Below are 20,803 nucleotides of genomic sequence, written 5' to 3'. Positions count from 1 at the left end.
ATAGAATGAATATTTTATGGGATTTTGATGGGACGTTATTTGATACGTATCCTGCATATACAATGATGCTTTCTGAAATATTAGGTGATTCAGTAGAAAAACAAGAAATATACAAAAACTTAAAAATATCATACTCTCATGCAATTCAGTATTATAATATTTCATGTGAGCAGGAAGAAAAGATTAAAGTTTTGAAGGGGAAATTCACGCCAAAAGATATGAAACCTTTTGCAGGTGTCGAAGAGGTTTTGAAATTTGCAGATAAAAATGTGATTATGACCCATAAACATAGGGCAGGGGTTATGGACATTTTTAAATATTACGGCTGGGAAAAGTACTTTGTAGATATGGTTACAATTGACGATGGCTTTCCACGAAAGCCCAACTCTTTAGCTTATAATCATTTACATAAAAAACATAATATTGATTTAGCTATTGGAGATAGAGAATTAGATTTATTACCTGCAAAAGAATTAGGTATTTCAACATGTATGTTTCAAGGTGATTGTGATGTAGCGGATTATTCTTTATCACATTACTCGGAGTTTTTTAAGATAGTGAGTGATAGAGAGTTTTCTTTATAAAAAAAGTTATTAATAAAGACTGAATCTTTCATTTTAAAGGTACAGTCTTTATTTTTTAGAACTCTTTCATTTTATTCCGCATTAACGGGTAGCCTGATTGGTTCAACTAATAATCAGTGAAGGGTGAACAAAACCTCCACTGATTAAAGTTTCACTTTATTTTCTGTATATAATAATTACTAGAGGGTAAAGAATGATCGTCCATCTTTATTAAGGAAGTAGCCAGGTTAATTGTTAGATAGAAATAAACCGAAAGATAAAGTGATAGCGTCTACTTTATCTTTTTTATATTTTAACCAAATTATGGTTATTCATGTTAATATGAATTCATAGCTATATAGAAGGGGTGGGGTTAGTATGAAAACTGAAATAGTTCCTAAAAAGAAGTACAGTATAATAAGCTATGTATCTTTACTCATCGGCATTTTGTGTTTTCTATTCGTTTTTATAACGCCAACAAGGATAGCCAATGCAGGTAATATAGTTGGAGATTATATTACAATTGCCCTGACAGGTGTAGGTATCATACTTTCAATAATCACAATGACGAAAAGAACAGAGAAGAAGGGAATTGCTATTCTTTCATTAATACTGTCCTCATCATTTTTTATATTTTGGATCATAGCAATTATCCTATTGTTTACTGGTCAAATTAGTTTTGCACCGTAATGTGTAATAAAAAGAGTCCTTCTCGTATGAAGGACTCTTTTTACTCGGTATCTTCAGGTTGATATTCTAAAATATCCCCCGGTTGGCATTCTAATGCTTTACATATTGCTTCTAAAGTTGAAAAACGGACTGCTTTTGCTTTTCCATTTTTCAAGATAGAAAGGTTAGCCATTGTAATTCCAACCTTCTCCGAAAGCTCTGTTACACTCATTTTTCTTTTCGCTAACATTACATCAATATTAATAATAATTGCCATATTATTCACCTCAGACCGTTAAATCATTTTCTGATTTTATATCTATAGCATCTTTTAATAGTCTTTGGAGAACGGCAGCAAAGACCGCGATTACCATTGAAGCAAAAATCATAATCATTCCGATAATAATAATGCCAGGGGCGTCATCTCTCTCTGCCACGAGATAGAAAAGTGGCATACCTAATACATATAATACACTAATTGCCAATGCGCTGTACTTAATATTTTTTAACGCTTGAACAGATAACTCTGAGAATGCGTTATTTTTATCAATATAGTTTAAAAGCTTAAATGTTTGGTACAGTGCGAAGTAATAAGGTATTGCTGTTGCATATAAATTGATAAATACAAGATATTTAATATATGCAATATCTGGATATAATTCTGCAGCGAAAGCTCCTATTTTAGGGACTAAAAAAATGCACATAGCAAGAACGGGGATTCCAATCAGAATCACAACGGTCTTTAAAAAGAGTGTGGATCCTTGTTTCATAAAAAGCACCTCATTTATTTAATATCTTATTAATTTAACACGAAATTTATTGTTTAACAATAAATTTTTATTTCTTTTGATCGAGGATTTATTGTTAAACAAGTAATTAATGAAAAGGATGTTAAATCTTTTTTATAAGATAGATGATACATACCGATATTTAATAAAGGAAAGAAAGGGAAAGTAACTATTGTTAGCTTTATGAGAATTGGGAACTAATAAAACATATGTAGGTTTTGGTATGGAAAAGGAAATAGTGTGTATTTAAATGAATGCAAAGTTTATGGAGGAACAATCATGTTGAATTATGGTGTGAAGATGAAAAAGTTGCTATTAGTGGCAGCTATAATAGTAAGCGTATTAAGTACGGAAAGTATGATGAATTATCATGCGGCCAAAGCTAAGGTGAAAAAAGTAGAACATCAGCCTAAAAATATAATTATGATGGTTATGGACGGAACGAGTTCAACGGCGACAACATTGGCTCGCTGGTATAAAGGGGCACCGCTTACGTTAGATCAAATTGTAACAGGAGGAGTTCGTACGTTTTCGGCGGAATCAGCTATTACAGACTCAGCGCCAGCAGCAACAGCATTAGCAACTGGAAATAAATCAAATTCAGGATATGTAGGTGTATTACCTTCTATTGTAAGTTCGCCTAGCTTAGAGCCAATAAAAGAAGAGGACAAGTTACGGCCGGTCGCAAACGTATTAGAAGGTGCAAAACGTACTGGTCGTGCAACTGGAATTGTTGCTACATCTGAAATTCAGCATGCTACTCCGGCGGGATTCTCGGCTCACCATGTCAATCGCAAGCAATTTGACGTAATTGCGAAGCAGCAAGTATATCAAAATATAGATGTCGTATTAGGCGGGGGAAAAGCAGCGCTGCTACCTATGCAAAGTAATGGAATCCGAAAAGATGGTGAAAATTTAGTGAAGGTGATTCAAGACAAAGGATACGATTTCGTTGAAACGAAAGATGCGTTATTGAACTCCAAATCTAATAAAATTTGGGGCTCTTTCTCACATCATGCTCTTGCGTTTGATATGGATCGTATAGCAACAAACCCAGAACAACCAACACTTTCTCAAATGACAGAAAAAGCAATTCAAACATTATCAAAAGATAAAGGTGGCTTCTTTTTATTCATAGAAGGTAGTAAGCCTGATTGGGCAGCCCATGCTAATGATCCAATTGGGATGATTAGTGATGTATTGGCATTTGATGAAGCGGTAGCAAAGGCGTTACAATTTGCAAAGAAAGATGGGGATACGATGCTCATAGCTTTAACTGATCATGGTAACAGCGGTATCTCTATAGGGAATAGAAATACGACAAAAGGATACAATACTACACCGGTTTCTGCATACATTGATTCATTGAAAAAGGCGAAAATGACACTTGAAGGAACTATAAATAAACTGAAATCTGATTTATCAAATGTAGAAGATGTAGCTAAACTATACGGTTTGGATAATCTAACTCATGATGAAAAAGAAAAATTAAAAGCGGCAAAAAAGAAAATGGATGTAGGACGAATTCTTACTACATTATTGGCTAATCGTGCAAATATCGGCTTTACGACAGGAGGACATACAGGTGAGGATGTATTTTTACATTCTTATGGACCTCAAAAACCAGAAGGCTTAATCCAAAATACATACATTGCGAAGACGATGGCGAAAGCGATGGGCTTTAACTTAGAAGAAGTAACGAATAAAATATTTTTAGAGAGTGAACAAGCCTTTAAGAAAATCGGTGCAACTGTAACAGCCGACAAAACCGAAGGAGCAAACCCGTTACTCGTAGTAAAACGTAATAAAGTAGAAGCACAATTATTTGGTAACAAAAATATAATTCGTATCAATGGTAAAGGGTATGAATTAGGAAGTATTATTGTAGAGAGTAATGGAAAGTGCTATGTACCAGAAGAAGCAATTCAACTATTTGTAAAGCATTCTCGTTAAAAAATTGCCAACCAGTTAAGCTAACTGGTGGCAATTTTTTGTGTTTATTCTAAATATAAGGGTTCGGATTGTTTTGTAAAGTTTTCCATATGAGACTGGTATAAATGTTAAAGGGAAAGTATAGTTTTTTCTTACATTAAAAAATTTCGTTTTGTAGAATAAGAAGTTATACATATAGTAAAGTCTAATGGGTTATCAATTAATATTTACGAAAAATATATTAATACTTTAGAATTTCTTTAATGTTCATTATTTTTTATTTAAGGTTATCCGTTATATTTATAATGTGTTTATTTCAATTTATTGTATTGAAGCTCAGTTTTATATAATTATAAAGCAATCATCAAAATAAAATCTCCACTAGAGTAAATTTATTATTTTTTTGCGGAAATTATTATGCAGTTAAGAAAACTGTAATTTATTGAATTAGAAATATATTAGAATTTAGTTGAAGAAAGAGAGAGGGAATAAAATGAATATAGTGCACTTACGTCCTAAACAGCGGTCTAAGTATCGCATTATGCTAGGTAAGTGGTATTACTCTACAAAGAGGCACATTCAGTGGTTAGCAGACGGAAAAACATATGCAAAAAGGTTCCAACAAGAAAAGCTACCTTGTACAGCAATTCAGCACCAAACAATATTACTTCGTAAGCTCAAAGATGTAGATATGTGGTATCAACAGAATAAGGTTGTTAATTTGAAAATTGCTGTTAAAAAACTAAATGGTATCGTCATTAGACCGGGAGAAACATTTTCTTACTGGCGTTTAATAGGTAAGCCAACGAGGAAAAAAGGGTATGTAGAAGGTATGGTATTACACTACGGATCTTTTCAATCAGGTATTGGAGGAGGTCTTTGTCAGCTTTCAAATTTAATATATTGGATGACTCTACATACACCACTGACAGTAACCGAACGATATCGTCATAGCTTTGATGTCTTTCCTGATTCTAGGCGAACTCAACCGTTTGGGAGTGGGGCAACTTGTTCCTATAACTATTTGGATTTACAAATTAAAAATGAAACGGATCAACCGTATCAACTTCACCTTTATATGACAGATGAACATTTAGTTGGTGAATGGAGAACAGTCTATCCGCAACTTTATCAATATGAAGTGTATGAGAAAGAACACTCAATTCAACCTGCATACTGGGGCGGTTATATACGACATAATGTGATTCAACGTAAAGTATATAATCTACAGAAACAGTTAATAGAAGATCAATATGTAACAGAGAATCACGCTATAATGATGTACGAACCACTATTAGCTTGTAATAATGAGATTAGTGAGTAATATGGTAACCCATAGATTAAATAGTATAGAGAATATTTAATTCTTATTTTTACTAAAAAAGTTCACTGTTATTTATAGGTGAGTTTGTTTTTCTATCGTATGTATTTCACCCTGCATAAAAAATATTTCTCAACATTTTATTTGTTGAAAAAGATTGAATATTCGTATTATAACGAATATTATGTTGTTATCGGCAAAAAACGATAATTTGCAGACACTGGGGAGGAAATACATTGAAAAAGAAAAAGAAATTAAAACCATTAGCGGTATTAACAACAGCAGCAGTACTAAGTAGTACGTTTGCTTTTGGAGGTCACGCAGCGCATGCTGAGACACCAACATCATCTCTACCAATAGATGAGCACTTAATACCGGAGGAGCGCTTGGCTGAAGCGCTAAAACAACGGGGGGTAATTGATCAATCTGCATCGCAAGCTGAGACGTCAAAGGCTGTCGAAAAATATGTTGAGAAAAAGAAAGGGGAAAACCCTGGGAAAGAAATTTTAACAGGAGATAGTCTTACGCAAGAAGCTTCTGATTTTATGAAAAAAGTAAAAGATGCAAAAATGAAGGAAAATGAACAGGCGCAGCAGCCTGAAGTAGGCCCAGTAGCTGGACAAGGTGCAGCATTGAACCCTGGGAAATTAAATGGAAAAGTACCTACTACATCAGCGAAGCAAGAAGAATACAATGGAGCTGTTCGAAAAGATAAAGTACTTGTTTTACTTGTAGAATTTAGCGATTTTAAGCATAACAATATTGATCAAGAGCCAGGATACATGTATTCTAAAGACTTTAATCGTGAACATTATCAAAAAATGTTATTTGGTGATGAACCATTTACTTTATTTGATGGATCGAAGATTAACACATTTAAGCAATATTATGAAGAACAATCTGGTGGTAGCTACACAGTTGATGGGACTGTAACAGAATGGCTTACTGTTCCAGGAAAAGCATCAGATTATGGTGCTGATGCGGGTACTGGGCATGATAACAAGGGGCCTTTAGGACCAAAAGATTTTGTGAAAGAAGCATTAAAAGCAGCGGTAGCAAAAGGAATCAATTTAGCAGACTATGACCAATTTGATCAATACGATCAAGATGGTGATGGAAATAAAAATGAGCCAGATGGCATTATTGATCATTTAATGGTTGTACATGCTGGCGTTGGTCAAGAAGCTGGCGGCGGTAAATTGAAAGATGATGCGATTTGGTCACATCGTTCAAAACTAGGTTCAAAACCATATGCAATTGATGGCACGAAATCTTCTGTTTCGAACTGGGGCGGAAAGATGGCTGCATATGATTATACAATCGAGCCTGAAGACGGGGCAGTTGGTGTGTTTGCACATGAGTATGGCCATGATTTAGGCTTACCAGATGAATATGATACAAAGTACTCAGGACAAGGTGAACCTGTTGAGTCATGGTCTATTATGAGTGGTGGTAGCTGGGCTGGAAAAATTGCAGGAACAGAGCCAACGAGTTTCTCACCACAAAATAAAGAATTTTTCCAAAAGAATATGAAGGGGAACTGGGCGAATATCCTTGAAGTAGATTATGACAAACTTAGCAAAGGAATCGGTGTTGCGACATATGTAGATCAAAGTACTACAAAATCTAAACGACCTGGAATCGTTCGTGTTAACTTGCCGGACAAAGATATAAAAAATATCGAATCAGCGTTTGGTAAGAAGTTCTATTACAGTACAAAAGGAAATGACATTCATACAACACTTGAGACACCAGTATTTGACTTAACAAATGCAAAGGATGCTAAGTTCGATTATAAGGCATTTTACGAACTTGAAGCGAAGTATGATTTCCTTGACGTATATGCGATTGCAGAAGATGGAACGAAGACACGCATTGATAGAATGGGCGAAAAAGATGTAAAAGGCGGCGCGGATACAACTGATGGTAAGTGGGTTGATAAATCATACGATTTAAGCCAATTCAAAGGAAAAAAAGTAAAACTGCAATTTGAGTACTTAACAGATATTGCAGTAGCTTATAAAGGGTTTGCATTAGATAATGCAGCATTAACTGTAGATGGAAAAGTTGTTTTCTCTGATGATGCAGAAGGTCAGCCAGCAATGACGTTAAAAGGCTTTACTGTGTCTAACGGATTTGAACAGAAAAAACATAATTACTATGTAGAGTGGAGAAATTACGCTGGTTCTGACACTGCGTTACAACATGCACGTGGCCCAGTATTTAATACAGGAATGGTTGTATGGTATGCGGATCAAAGCTTTACAGATAACTGGGTAGGCGTTCATCCAGGTGAAGGGTTCTTAGGAGTAGTAGATTCTCATCCAGAGGCAATTGTAGGGACATTAAACGGACAACCTACTGTGAAGAGCAGTACGCGTTACCAAATTGCCGATGCGGCATTCTCATTTGATCAAACACCAGCATGGAAAGTAAATTCACCAACTCGCGGTATCTTCGATTATAAAGGATTACCAGGAGTGGCAAAATTTGATGATTCTAAGCAATACATCAACAGCATTATTCCTGATGCAGGACGTAAGTTACCGAAACTAGGACTGAAGTTTGAAGTGGTAGGCCAAGCTGAAGACAAGTCTGCAGGTGCAGTGTGGCTTCATCGATAAAATAAGGTAAAACGAAGAGGAGCTGCGATAAGTCGGTGAAACTGACTTATCGCAGCTTTTTTCTTCTTGTGAAAAAACTTGCTGTTTTTTTATGTACTTATTGGAAAAATTCGAAGTTTCTTTTATAAATAAAATACTCCGCCTGTCCAATTATAGAAGCTATTTTGGGCGTAAGTAATTTGTAAGTAATGAGTAAGAAAAAAGAGATTTTCATAGTATATAATATTTATTATAGCTACTTTTAACACCTGATACTAATAGTGTGCTATAATATGAATTAGCAACAAAAAGGAAAGGAATTAGAACAATGACCTTAGAAAATACTAAAAATTTAAAAAAACAAGTTGCTCCTTTTGAAAAATCAACGATTAAAAAAAGTGTTTGGCAACTGATCAACACAATCGTGCCATTTATTATTTTATGGTATCTTGCTTATAAAAGTTTGTCAGTTTCTTATTGGTTAACATTAGTTCCAGCACTGTTAGCCGCTGGATTTATGACAAGAATTTTCATTATTTTTCATGATTGCACCCATTATTCGTTCTTTAAAAGTCGACGTGCAAATAGAATAGTTGGAACGTGTATGGGTGTTTTAACATTATTCCCATTTGATCAGTGGGGGCATGAACATTCTATTCACCACGCTACGAGTGGTAATTTGGATAAGAGGGGTACAGGGGATATTTGGACGCTTACAGTTGATGAATATGTAGCTGCACCATTTAGACTTCGTTTAGCATATCGCTTATATCGCAATCCATTCGTTATGTTTGGATTAGGTCCGATTTATGTTTTCTTGCTTAAAAATAGATTTAACCGAAAAGGTGCAAGGCAGAAAGAACGTATGAATACTTATTTGACGAATATTATAATTGTTGCTGTAGTAGCTATACTTTGCTGGGCAATTGGGTGGCAATCGTTTCTGTTAGTACATGGTACTATATTCTTAATAGCAGGTTCAGTAGGGATTTGGCTGTTTTACGTACAGCACACATTTGAGGATTCTTATTTTGAAGAGGATAAAGATTGGGAATATGTGAAAGCGGCAGTGGAAGGAAGTTCTTTTTATAAGCTTCCTAAAATTTTGCAATTCTTAACTGGTAATATTGGATTCCATCATGTTCACCATTTAAGCCCAAGGGTACCTAACTATAAACTAGAAGAGGCACACAATAATACGCTTCCGTTAAAAAATGTACCAACGATTACGCTTGCTACAAGCTTACAATCACTACGTTTCCGTCTTTGGGATGAGAAAAGTAACAATTTTGTTAGCTTTAAAGATGTCAAAAATATAATTAAAAATAATGTTTCTGTTCGAGTGAAATCTGAACTATAATTGCATCGTATATAAAACTCCCCTTAATCATTTTCGATTTAAGGGGAGTTTGTGTTTAAAGAGTAGATGCCAGATAAGAGGAAAATTTACATAATTCAAATTGTAATTGAAGCAGATTAGGAATTGCTCGTACGTAAGTACAAATATAAGATGACAGTAAATGCATTATGTTAACAAATTCATAGTAAAAGGGGGGATCGTACAACATTATATCCAAAAATAAGAAAAGACTTGAACGAAAATTCCATTCATTTTTCTTGGTGTTCCGCATTCCATACACTTAAATAGGACGCATATTCTAATTCATCTGGATTCTCATGTAGCATAGAAATGAATTCTAATTTGTTTCCATCACAATCTAGAAAGTATACACTTGCAGCAGGCATCCACCTTTGGACAATTGGCTCTTGATTTCCTTTTCCTTGACTTCCTATCACTGCTATTCCACGTTCCTCTAACCACGCTTTAGAAGTCATTAAAAACTCTAAATTTACACCAAAAGCAAAATGTCTCGGCTCAAAGTCTTCAATGTTATGTACTTCCCATAGTCCAAGCATTTGTTGTTTATTTTCTCCGACCCAAAAGAAAGCCACTCTTCTTTTGGAGAGTTTTCTTGCTAACGTTAATCCTAGCTTGTTTTGATAGAAATTTATTGCCTTCTCTAAATTTCTTACATGTAAATGAGTTTCGTATATGTTCTGTATTATTATGATCATTCCTTTCTTTATTGGTAACTACCAATTGAATAGTGAATATAATTCTAAAGTTGAAATATGTATAAGCCTAGTAATGTACATCTATATCCGATATACCTATTTACTATTATATTGAAATTGGAATGTGATAAATCCCACTGAGGTAGTAAGTGTTTAAATGAACACTCTACTACTTTTGTAGGAAAGGGGATATATTCATTAAATTCAGATGAAATCATATTAAAATAATGAAAAAAGACCACACATGAAGTGAAACGCCAGGTGTGGTCTTTTATGTATAGTCAAATATTACGAAGTCTCGCTAATTTTAGTTTTACTATGAGTGTTAGTAGAATTTCTTTTCTTAACTTTAAAGTGATAGTAAGTGTAGCAAAAGATGATAAATGGGACAGTGCAATAGATTCCAAGTCGTTGTTCTGGGATAAAAATAAGACTGATTAATATAATGCCATACAATCCAAAACCAAGAATTGGTACGAGTGGATAAAGTGGCGTTTTAAATTTTAAGTCTTCTAATTTTCCGCCGTCTGCTAAATAATGTTTGCGGAAAAAGAATTGAGAAACACAAATTGACATCCAAACAATAATGGTAATGACTCCGGAAATTGAAATGAGCCACAAGTAAACAGTTTCAGCAGCTACTACACTTGTCAAAAGAGAAAAAGCAGAAATAGCTATTGTCATGATTAAAGCGTTGAGAGGAATCCCACGTGATGATAATTTCTTTAAAAATGCTGGAGCCATTTCGTTTTTTGATAAAGACCAAAGCATTCGAGTAGCAGCGTATAGTCCTGAGTTTGCGACAGAAAGAACAGCAGTAAGAATAACAAAGTTCATAATATCAGCTGCATATGGAATACCGATATTATCAAAAACAGCAACGAATGGACTCTTTGTTAATCCAGCTTCTTCCCAAGGAATTAAAGCAACAAGAACAAAGATTGCTAAGACGAAGAAAAACATTGTGCGCCATATAATATTTCTAATAGAGCGAGGTAAAGTTTTTGCTGGATCTTCACTTTCACCTGCTGCGATTCCGACAAGCTCTGTACCTTGGAAGGAATAATTGACTGTAACCATTGTTAATAGAATAGCTGCAAGTCCATTCGGAAATAAACCACCATGATTTACGAAATTTGAAAGAAGTGGAGCTGGTTCATCGCCTTTTAAATCAATAAAACCGAACATAGCGGCGCCACCAAGAATTATAAAAGCTATAATGGCAGATACTTTTATACTTGAAAACCAAAATTCTGTTTCTGCATAACTACGAGCAGATAATGCGTTAATAGTGAAGATGGTAACGCCAAATATTAAACACCAAACCCAAACAGGAATATCAGGAAACCAGCGCTGCATTGTAATACCGGCAGTTGTAAATTCAAGACCGGTCGTATTCGCCCAGCTTAACCAATACAACCATCCGATTGTAAAGCCAGTTGCAGGATTGATGAATTTAGTAGCATATTCCTGAAAAGAACCTGAAACAGGCATGGCTACAGCAAGTTCACCAAGACATAGCATAACGAAATACATTAATAATCCACCAGCAATAAAGGCAAGTACGGATCCACCAGGTCCAGCCTGACTTATAATAAAGCCAGATCCGTTAAATAACCCGGTTCCAATCACACCACCGAGTGCAATCATGAATAAGTGTCTACTTTTCATCGTACGTTTTAATTCATTGTTTGTATTGCTTACTTGCGCCATTGTTTTCCTCACTTTCGTAGTTGATAGAAGAATGTTTGATGTTTTTCCGTATTATGGAATGTATTCCGTGATGTGAAATCTTGTTATAATTTTCAGATAATTAAAAAGAAAAGTCAATATTTTTTTGTTTGCGTTTTCAATTCGTTGTTAGTGATATGTTTTTATTGTTAGAAAATTAAATAAATAGATTGATTTCATTTCGAATGTTTGCTAAATTGATAGTTAATTAAGCGTACTAACATATTACGAGTAAAGTTGAGGCGAGTTATGGTACAGTCCATTGATCGAGCGATAAGTATTATTAAATTATTGAATTCTACAAATGAAAAAGAGTATTGGGCTATTTCTGATATAGCTGATGGAACACATCTCCCGGTTAGTACAGTACATAGATTACTTAACTCTCTAATGGAGCATGGGTTAGTTACACAAATTACAGAGACAAAACAGTACAAAATTGGACCAATGTGGATGGAAATAGGGTTGCGTCAATTGGAGAAGGTAGACTATAGATCTGTTGCAAGAGAAGTGATGAAACGTTTGGCTTCTGAAGTGGAAGAAAGTGTCTATTTGAATATTCCAAACGGAACACATTCTATTATCATTGAAAGAATTGATAGTCCTTTAAAAATTCGAGTTATTGATAACTTAGGGGAACAGATTCCTCTTTCGATTGGTGCTGCAAATAAAACGATGCTTGCCAATATGAAACAGAATGAAACGGAATATATTGTTGAGCAACTACTTTCTGCTTTACCAGAACAAAAGCAAATTCTTCTTGATCAAATAAAGCAAATAAGAAACGAAGGATATGCTGTCAGTTATGGTGAAAAAACAGAAGGGACAGCTTCAGTAGCTGCACCTATTATCGGATTTAATCATAAAGTAGTAGGAGCATTAAGTGTTGGGTTAATTAGTCATCGTATTAATGATGATCGACTATCTTTTCTTATTAGCAAGGTAAAACAAGCGGCTCATGAAATATCAATAAAAATCGGCAGTACATCAGAACTATAATTTTGATAGCTGTCGTCATTTTTTATTCATATACTGGAATTAGTTTTCATAATGCGGAAAATAGGGGGATTTATATGTCAAAGTGGCAATCAAAAGAACAATTGGTTCAATTATTAAGCAGTCTTGTTGAAATTCCTAGTATTACCGGTTCAGAAGCTGAAGTAATATTGCCAGACTTTGTTGTGGAACAATTATCTGACTTACAGTATTTCAAACAAAACCCGCACCATTTGCAAAAAAATCCGACAGGGGACGGACGATATTTTGTTACAGCACTAGTAAAGAAAAGCGATAGTACAAAAAATACTGTAATTCTAGTAAGTCACTTTGATGTTGTAGATGTACAAGATTACGGAATGTGGAAAGAAGATGCATTTAATCCTAAAAAGTTAACATCTATGTTTTATTCTCATAAAGATGAACTTCCAGACCATGTACGTGAAGATATAGAACATGGAGAATGGCTGTTTGGTAGAGGAACAATGGATATGAAATGCGGCCTCGCATTACAAATGGCAATGATTGAGCAAGCTTGCGAAGAAAGATTTGATGGGAATGTTCTTTTATTGGCTGTACCAGATGAAGAAGTAAATTCTGTAGGGATGAGGGCCGCTGTTCCGAGACTGTTAGATTTAGCAAGAGAGCATAACTTAGATTATAAAACGGTCTTAAACTCAGAGCCTATGTTTTCAAGACATCCTGGTGACCAAAATAAGTATATTTACACTGGCTCTATTGGTAAAGTGTTACCTGGTTTTCTTTGCTACGGAAAAGAGACACATGTAGGTGAACCTTTTGCAGGGTTAAATGGGAGTTATATGGCTTCATTAATAACAGCAGAATTAGAGTTAAACACAGACCTTTGTGATATTGTAGAAGGGGAAGCGAGTCCTCCGCCAACTAACTTACTTCAAAGGGACTTAAAAGAGGATTATTCTGTACAAATTCCGCATCGTGCAGTTACATTATTTAATTTGTTTTTATTAGAAAAATCAATGACAGATGTAGTTTCATTGTTACGTCAAAAAGTAACGAAAGTAGCAGAGAAAATAGAAGAGTCGTATGAAAAACATGCATATCGTTTTTCTAAATATAATCCATTTATACCACCTAATCTCAAAGTAAATGTATTAACTTATGAAGAGCTTATCACATATGCAATTGAGCAACATGGACGAGAAAAAATAAATCATATTCAATCTAATATTATAAAAAATAGAGGAGATAAAGATGATCGTGCGGTAACGATTGATTTAGTAGATAAATTAGCGATTTTATGTAAAGAAAAGGCACCGATGATTGTACTTTTCTTCGCTCCGCCGTACTATCCAGCTGTGAGTTCACGTAACAATCCTTTAATAAAAGAGGTAGTTGTAGAAATGGAAAAGTATGCACACTACAATCATAAAATTACATTTGAAAACCAAAATTATTTTGGGGGGATTTCAGATTTAAGTTATGTAGGCTTGCAGTATCCACTGGATTCAATGAGTTCGCTTGTAGACAATATGCCATTATGGGATAAAGGTTATTCAATTCCGCTTCAGGAATTAGAAGAGTTTGATGTTCCAGTATTAAATATGGGGCCGGTAGGAAAAGATGCACATCAATGGACAGAACGTCTAGATGTAAACTACGCATTTGAAACGCTATTAGATATGTTACCGAAATGCATTGAAAAATTATTAGTTTCTAATAAAATTACACAATCATAGTAGGGAATAGGTAAGGGATAAAACAGAACCTGTAAAGAAGATTTGAATGAAATTATTTTAATATAATTAAAGCTGAAACGGCCAAACTCAAGTATATATGAGTTTGGCCGTTTATCATGTAGTGAATTTCTAATTAAATTCATATGAATTCATAGCTAACGCGATCTCTTTTACAGTTTTACTTTTTAGTTTGACCAGATAGTTCAACAGATTTTTGCGTACAACGCTGCATAGCTGAAATAATCGCTGTTCTCAGTCCTTTTTCCTCTAATGTTGCTACAGCTTCTATTGTCGTTCCGCCAGGAGAACAAACCATATCTTTCAATTCACCTGGATGTATTCCTGTTTCTAGTACCATTTTTGCAGAGCCTAACACAGCTTGAGCAGCGAATTTATATGCTTGATTTCTTGGCATACCATCTAGTACAGCAGCATCTGCCATCGCTTCTATAATCATATATACATAAGCTGGTGAAGAACCACTTACAGATGTTACAACATCCATTAATTTTTCACTTACGATCTCTGTTTGACCAAAACTATTGAAAATGTTTAGTACATCTTCTAAATCTTTTTCTGTCACCATTTCATTAGGGCATAATGCAGACATTCCCTCTCCAACAAGAGCAGGAGTATTAGGCATTACTCTTACAACCTTTACTTTTTTATTAAAGGCATTTTCAGTACTTTCAATACTTTTCCCAGCAGCGATCGTTACGATGATAGCATCGTTTTTGATTACTTCTTTTATTTCATTAATTATTGACGCGTATAGGTCTGGTTTGATTGATAAAATTAAAATATCAGCATTTTTAGCTACTTCATTGTTGTCGGTAGTTGTAGTTAGTCCATATTTTTCACTAGCATTTTTTAAATTAGCAGTGTTTAAATCTGAACAAATAATTTGATTTGAAGACACTATATTTTTGTTTATCATTCCGCCAATCATAGCCATTCCCATATTTCCGCAACCGATGAATCCAATTTGTTTATCCATAATAACTCAATCTTGCTCCTTTTATAATCAATTATATCGGTTTGATATTATTTTCTTAGAATAAGAATAACATCCCTGTGCAATATAAAGAAACATTCTAAGAGAATATATTCCTTTTTGCAACACTAAAAGATAAAAATTAATTATATTCGACATTATGTAAATATATACACTATAATGAAAGGTTTTATGTTTATGAATATGAGTTAAACTTATATCATTTTGTATTTTCATTCAGTAGGGCGATAATTTCATACAAATAACTTGCGGCTCTATTTATTTTTAAAAATACCTCTTGACACCGAATCGAACTATATCGCATAATATAAAAAAATTAGATTGAAAATCGTTGAAGGGAATTAGTACATATGTCTTCTTGCGAAAGAGAGTGGAATTCACCGGCTGAAAGATTCCTCGTATAGAATATATCGAACCTATCCCTGAGTCTTAAATGAAAGTTTAGGCGTTCGCCTGCGTTATAGGCACCAAGTGGATATCTATGTATATCAATTAAGGTGGTACCGCGGAACAATGACCGTTTCGTCCTTTTTATTTTATTAAGGGCGAAGCGGTCATTTTTATTTTGCTCTTAAATACCTCATTGCAGCATTGATGAGAATAGATATAGTTACAAAGTGAATGAAGTGTAATTTATAAAAAACTTTGATTTTAGACTTGGGGGATAAAAAAGTGAAAAAACAACGAGTTGTTGTAAAGATTGGGAGTAGTTCCTTGGCAGATAGTCACGGAGGCATCTCTACAGAACAGCTTTCAGATCACGTTGCCGCATTGGCTCGGTTGAAAGAAGATGGGCACGAGGTTGTGTTAATTACATCTGGAGCCGTCGCTGCAGGTTTTTCAGCGCTAGGATATCCTAGCAGACCTGTAACGATTAAAGGGAAACAGGCTGCAGCAGCTGTCGGACAAAGTTTGTTAATGCAGGCGTATACGGAGGAATTCCGTAAATATGGCATCGTTACTGCGCAACTTTTGCTGACGAGGAGTGATTTTTCTAGAAAAGAACAATATAGTAATGCTTACGCTACGTTAGGAGAATTATTAAACCGCTCCGCTCTTCCAATTATTAATGAAAATGATTCCATCTCTTTAGAGGAGCTGACGTTCGGCGATAATGATATGCTGTCAGCTTTAGTAAGCGGGCTTGTTTCGGCGGATATGCTTATGATCTTTACGGATGTGAACGGGTTATATGACAAAAATCCTCAGAAAAATGCGGATGCAAAAAAATATTATTTTCTTCCTGAAGTTACGGAAGAAATTTCTTCTCTTGCAGGAGATGCTGGCTCAAAACTTGGGACTGGCGGTATGAAATCAAAAATCGACGCTGCAAAGACAGCGCTCTCTCTTGGTGTGAGTGTATTTATCGGAACAGGACGTGGACAGGAAAAGTTTGTAGATGTTTTGAAGGGTAAGGGTGATGGAACGTATGTTGGTAATGCTCCTCAAAAAGAAATGAAGATGAACAAGCAATGGATTGCCTTACATTCGCTTGTTAGCGGACAAATTGAAGTAGATGCTGGGGCAGCTACTGCCATCATTCAGCATGGTAAGAGTTTACTTCCAGCTGGTGTTACGAATGTATCAGGATTTTTCCAAGTGGGTGAAGTTGTAGAGGTTGTAACGCAACAAGGGCGCGTAATAGGAAAAGGACAATGCACATATAGTGCAGAGGAACTAATAGATGTAAAAGGTATGCAAAGCCAAGATATTCAAGTAAGAGGCGAGAGACATAGTTATGAAGTCATCCATAGGGATCATTGGGTTTCACTTTAAAAAGGAGGAAATAAAAATGAATGAAGTGTTGGCAAAGGGGATAAAAGCAAAAGAGGTTGCTAGAGAGCTTGTGCTTAAATCTACAGAGCAAAAAAACGAAGCACTTTCCGCAATAGCTGATCAGTTAATATTAGAAACAGCTTATATTTTAGAAGAAAACAAGAGGGATATTGAAGAAGGTAAGGCAAAAGGATTTTCTGATTCACTCCTTGATCGTCTTCTGCTAACTGAAAATCGTATTATTGATATGACAGAGGGGATTAAGCAGCTAATTGAATTACGTGATCCTGTAGGAGAATGTGTAAGTGCATGGGAAAGGCCAAATGGACTATCTATTCAGGAGATGCGCGTACCACTTGGTGTTGTCGGGATGATTTATGAGGCAAGACCGAATGTAACTGTTGATGCTGCTACAATTTGTTTAAAAACAGGAAACGCAGTAATACTACGTGGTAGTTCTTCTGCTATCCATTCTAACAAAGCCATCGTTAGCGTTATTCACCGGGCGCTTAAGCAAACTAGCTTGCCTTCAGAAAGTGTACAGCTCATAGAAGATACAACGAGAGATAGTGCAAAACAGTTGTTTACATTGAACGAGTACTTGGATGTTCTTATACCAAGAGGTGGCAAACAATTAATCGATACTGTTGTGAGAGAAGCGTCTGTTCCAGTACTTGAAACAGGTGCGGGAAATTGTCATATATTCATTGATGAAACAGCAGATAAACAAATGGCGTTTAATATTATTATAAATGCAAAAACACAGCGCCCATCTGTATGTAATGCAATTGAGACGATTGTACTTCATGAGAATTGGGCAGAGCAATATGGTAGCGAGTTGTTTTCTTCCTTGAAGGAAAGAGGAGTGGAGCTACGTGGTGATAATAAAGCAGTGGCGATTGATTCTTCTATCTTACTTGCGACAGAAGAAGACTGGGAAACTGAGTTTTTATCTCTCACACTAGCAGTGAAAATGGTTTCCACTGTTGAAGAAGCGATTCATCATATAAATACGTATGGATCTATGCATTCTGAAGCAATTATTACTGAAAACGAGGAAAACGTCAGCAAGTTTTTTACTTCTGTAGATGCCGCGGCACTTTATCATAATGCATCGACTCGTTTTACAGATGGATCCGAATTTGGATTCGGAGCGGAAATTGGTATCAGTACACAAAAGTTACACGTAAGAGGACCAATGGGGCTTCCAGCATTAACTTCTACAAAATATGTGATTCGTGGAAATGGACAAATTCGAAAATAATAATAAAAGACACTCAATTGGCTTGGGTGTCTTTTATTATAAAAATTAATTACCATACAAATAGCCCAACGAGCATAGCACTTAATAAAGAAACAGCCATCCCGCTAACAAGAAGCTTCCAAACATTTTTACCGATGACTGATGATTTTTCTCCGCCAAATAATGAATTGTAAGTTCCGTAAATCATACCTACTGTACTAAAGTTAGCAAAAGAAGCTAGAAATGTCGTTGCAACCGCAACCGTATGCGGTTGTAGCGACTTTAAGTTTGATTTTAAATCCATCATTGCAACAAATTCATTCGTCGTTATTTTGATCCCCATTAATTCAGCTACATACATAGCATCACTGCCTGATAAACCGAGTAAAAATGCAAAAGGACTAAAGATAATGGAGAAGATTTTTTGAATTGTTAACCCCGTTACAAAAAATCCTAAAATCCCATTTAAACATGCTGTTAAAGCTACATAACCAATTACCATAGCTAAAATAACGATAACCATATTCATCCCAACTAACATACTGTTTGAAATAGTAGAAAAGAAATCCTTTTTTTCATGTTTTGAAGGTGTGTAAACAACGTCTTCTTCTTTCGAAACTTCCACAGGATTTAATACATTGGCTAAAATTAATGCGTTAATACAGTTTAATGGGATTGCGCTGAAAATATATGTTGCTGGAACCATTGATAAATAAGCACCAAGAATGGATCCGCTAACGCTACTCATACTCATAATTCCAAAAGTTAATAATCGATTTTCTTTTAAAACAGATAATTGATCACGAACAACCGCAAGTGCTTCGGTGTTTCCTAAAAACATCATTTGAATCGAAAAGAAACTTTCTAACTTTGGTAAACGAGAAATCTTTGAAATAACTGCACCTACTTTATCAATAATCCAAGTTAAGATTCCGAAATAAGAAAGAATATCGAAAAAAGTAATAACAAAAATGATAGGAAGTAACGCACTAAAGAAGAAATCAATGTGCTGACTTTCCATAGCTGAAGGAAATGCAAATCGAATACCTTCATTCGCACATGCTAGTAGCCAACTGAAAAATGACGCAATTTTATTAATGATAATACTGCCGAGCTTTGTGCCTAACATAAACCACGTAATAAAAAGCTCCAATAGGATGAGAATTACAATTGGTCTCCATTTTATATGTTTTTTATTAGGCGAACATAAGAAAATGATTAATATGACAACGAAAATCCCTAACATATTCAATATGAAATACATGTCAACAACTCCTTGAGAGTTATTATTTGTATATAAAAAAGCATCTATTCTTCCAAATTTGGATTATGATTAGAAGTTATGAAGCATGTAAGTTATGTTAGGAATCAATGTATTTTAATTTGCTTTATTTTGAGCAATCGCAGTAATTATCGAACAATTAGCTGTTTTCAATTGTTTTGTTGGATATTAAACGTATGCGATTTTAAACATCGTTTATTCCGGATTAACGGACAGTAAGATTTTTACCTCAAAATTCAAGGAAAGCAAAGAAGTGAGGTGGGGATGGGCTGCCCGCAAAATCCCGATTGGTAAGAGCTGATTAAAATTTCACTTTATAAATAAGAACGGTGAGTTGGCCATGAACCTTGAAGTTTCCGAAGCTGTATAATTTGTCCTGTATGATAAGCATCATGCAAAAGGATATTCATATATTGTTGCCAAACTGGTAGAGAAGGACTTAGTTGATCTAGTTCTGCTTCTTGAAGGGCGGTTAATGAAGATTGTAAGGCATCATGTACTTGAAGCGTTCGCTTTACGGTTTGCTTCCAAGCGGCATCATCATTAGGTCCACCTTGGATAAACGTCTCATCATTATTTTGTGGAGCAACAAATGTGTCGTCTTCATGTAAGCGGGAAAGTAGGCGTTCTTTAAAGATTAATAAATGGTTCACATTTTCCCAAATCGTATTACTGGCAGCACCTTCTGGTTGCCAACATGCTTGTTCAACCGTAAGATTCTTTAACGCTTCTGATATTGGTGGGTACCATTCTTCTTCGTAAAAAACTTGTTGGACTCCATTTTGCAACATTTCTTTTCTTCCCATTCGTATAGCCTCCTGTTCATTTTTCTTAATAAAACCAATTCTCTTTTCTCTTCAATAAACCTTTTCTATAGTTGCACAAGAGGGTGAAAGACAACTTATAACAGAGCCATTAAAAAACTTCTTTTTAATATGATACTTAATAATCAAGGCTTTAATTGAGTCAGAATGAAAAAGAGTATAAACCTTTCTCTATTTGCTCATGGATTAGAGTTTTTTTGAAGTTGCAAAATAATTCTAAAAATATAGAAGGTTAAATTCGATAAAAATAGAATTTGATATATAGC

At 35.0% G+C, this 20,803-nt stretch carries 17 protein-coding genes and 1 other annotated feature; of the genes, 10 read left to right on the top strand and 7 right to left on the bottom strand.

Going from position 1 to position 20,803, the window contains the following annotated elements; genetic code table 11:
* The first annotated feature begins 5 nt into the window (after positions 1-5).
* Together ACTFR3_RS02475 and ACTFR3_RS02470 are read left to right on the top strand one after the other, a co-directional pair.
* Entirely contained in the window at positions 6-584 is a 579-nt protein-coding gene (locus ACTFR3_RS02475; protein WP_078421366.1) for an HAD-IA family hydrolase, read from the top strand.
* Positions 585-941: 357 nt separating this feature from the next.
* Entirely contained in the window at positions 942-1,253 is a 312-nt protein-coding gene (locus ACTFR3_RS02470) for a hypothetical protein (protein ID WP_000845558.1), read from the top strand.
* A gap of 40 nt (positions 1,254-1,293) precedes the next feature.
* Here the strand turns inward: ACTFR3_RS02470 and ACTFR3_RS02465 are convergent, their stop codons facing one another.
* Positions 1,294-1,509 carry a helix-turn-helix domain-containing protein gene (locus ACTFR3_RS02465; protein ID WP_000974619.1) on the bottom strand — a complete coding sequence of 72 codons (216 nt, stop codon included), beginning with the start codon at positions 1,507-1,509 and terminating at the stop codon, positions 1,294-1,296.
* A 10-nt stretch (positions 1,510-1,519) separates the two neighbouring features.
* Positions 1,520-2,002, bottom strand: a complete 483-nt coding sequence (locus tag ACTFR3_RS02460) for a DUF2975 domain-containing protein (protein WP_000809113.1) — start codon at positions 2,000-2,002, stop codon at positions 1,520-1,522.
* Positions 2,003-2,299: 297 nt separating this feature from the next.
* Between ACTFR3_RS02460 and ACTFR3_RS02455 the strand changes: the two genes are divergently transcribed.
* The 4 genes from ACTFR3_RS02455 to ACTFR3_RS02440 all read left to right on the top strand — a co-directional run bounded on the left by ACTFR3_RS02455 (position 2,300) and on the right by ACTFR3_RS02440 (position 9,236).
* Positions 2,300-3,973, top strand: a complete 1,674-nt coding sequence (locus tag ACTFR3_RS02455; protein WP_440044124.1) for an alkaline phosphatase — start codon at positions 2,300-2,302, stop codon at positions 3,971-3,973.
* Between the two features lie 472 nt (positions 3,974-4,445).
* Entirely contained in the window at positions 4,446-5,276 is an 831-nt protein-coding gene (locus ACTFR3_RS02450; RefSeq protein WP_001028236.1) for a VanW family protein, read from the top strand.
* A gap of 233 nt (positions 5,277-5,509) precedes the next feature.
* Entirely contained in the window at positions 5,510-7,897 is a 2,388-nt protein-coding gene (locus ACTFR3_RS02445; RefSeq protein WP_000727440.1) for an immune inhibitor A domain-containing protein, read from the top strand.
* A gap of 307 nt (positions 7,898-8,204) precedes the next feature.
* Complete coding sequence (locus tag ACTFR3_RS02440) at positions 8,205-9,236, top strand: fatty acid desaturase (RefSeq protein ID WP_000171504.1); 1,032 nt, start codon at positions 8,205-8,207, stop codon at positions 9,234-9,236.
* A gap of 248 nt (positions 9,237-9,484) precedes the next feature.
* On the opposite strand, the gene ACTFR3_RS02435 is transcribed toward ACTFR3_RS02440, so the two are convergent.
* Positions 9,485-9,943, bottom strand: coding sequence for a VOC family protein (locus tag ACTFR3_RS02435; protein WP_025687456.1), 459 nt, complete (start codon positions 9,941-9,943; stop codon positions 9,485-9,487).
* Positions 9,944-10,240: 297 nt separating this feature from the next.
* A complete protein-coding gene (locus tag ACTFR3_RS02430) occupies positions 10,241-11,665 on the bottom strand; it encodes an amino acid permease (RefSeq protein WP_017673824.1) in 1,425 nt (474 codons plus the stop codon).
* A gap of 267 nt (positions 11,666-11,932) precedes the next feature.
* On the opposite strand from ACTFR3_RS02430, the gene ACTFR3_RS02425 reads away from it, so the two are divergent.
* Together ACTFR3_RS02425 and ACTFR3_RS02420 are read left to right on the top strand one after the other, a co-directional pair.
* Positions 11,933-12,682 carry an IclR family transcriptional regulator gene (locus tag ACTFR3_RS02425; RefSeq protein ID WP_103622471.1) on the top strand — a complete coding sequence of 250 codons (750 nt, stop codon included), beginning with the start codon at positions 11,933-11,935 and terminating at the stop codon, positions 12,680-12,682.
* A gap of 74 nt (positions 12,683-12,756) precedes the next feature.
* Positions 12,757-14,397 (top strand): M20/M25/M40 family metallo-hydrolase, encoded by a 1,641-nt coding sequence (locus ACTFR3_RS02420; protein ID WP_070180244.1) that lies wholly within the window; start codon positions 12,757-12,759, stop codon positions 14,395-14,397.
* A 178-nt stretch (positions 14,398-14,575) separates the two neighbouring features.
* Here ACTFR3_RS02420 and proC read toward each other — a convergent pair whose 3' ends face one another.
* Positions 14,576-15,394, bottom strand: a complete 819-nt coding sequence (gene proC / locus ACTFR3_RS02415) for a pyrroline-5-carboxylate reductase (RefSeq protein WP_000360725.1) — start codon at positions 15,392-15,394, stop codon at positions 14,576-14,578.
* Positions 15,395-15,734: 340 nt separating this feature from the next.
* Positions 15,735-15,945 (top strand) — a binding site (T-box leader).
* Between the two features lie 139 nt (positions 15,946-16,084).
* Between proC and proB the strand changes: the two genes are divergently transcribed.
* Together proB and ACTFR3_RS02405 are read left to right on the top strand one after the other, a co-directional pair.
* Positions 16,085-17,188, top strand: a complete 1,104-nt coding sequence (gene proB, locus ACTFR3_RS02410) for a glutamate 5-kinase (protein WP_000744803.1) — start codon at positions 16,085-16,087, stop codon at positions 17,186-17,188.
* 16 nt (positions 17,189-17,204) lie between these two features.
* Positions 17,205-18,452: a glutamate-5-semialdehyde dehydrogenase gene (locus ACTFR3_RS02405; protein WP_400154794.1), complete on the top strand. Its 1,248-nt coding sequence runs from the start codon at positions 17,205-17,207 to the stop codon at positions 18,450-18,452.
* A gap of 49 nt (positions 18,453-18,501) precedes the next feature.
* Here the strand turns inward: ACTFR3_RS02405 and ACTFR3_RS02400 are convergent, their stop codons facing one another.
* On the bottom strand, positions 18,502-19,695 hold the full coding sequence (locus tag ACTFR3_RS02400) for a NupC/NupG family nucleoside CNT transporter (RefSeq protein WP_000273596.1): 1,194 nt from the start codon (positions 19,693-19,695) through the stop codon (positions 18,502-18,504).
* 332 nt (positions 19,696-20,027) lie between these two features.
* Positions 20,028-20,519 carry a DinB family protein gene (locus ACTFR3_RS02395; RefSeq protein WP_400154793.1) on the bottom strand — a complete coding sequence of 164 codons (492 nt, stop codon included), beginning with the start codon at positions 20,517-20,519 and terminating at the stop codon, positions 20,028-20,030.
* Positions 20,520-20,803: the final 284 nt, after the last annotated feature.

It is taken from the genome of Bacillus cereus group sp. MYBK14-1 (genome assembly GCF_051916885.1).
Lineage (GTDB): Bacteria > Bacillota > Bacilli > Bacillales > Bacillaceae_G > Bacillus_A > Bacillus_A cereus.
The sequence above is the reverse complement of the archived record's forward strand: the minus strand, read 5'-3'. Positions and strand labels throughout refer to the sequence as shown.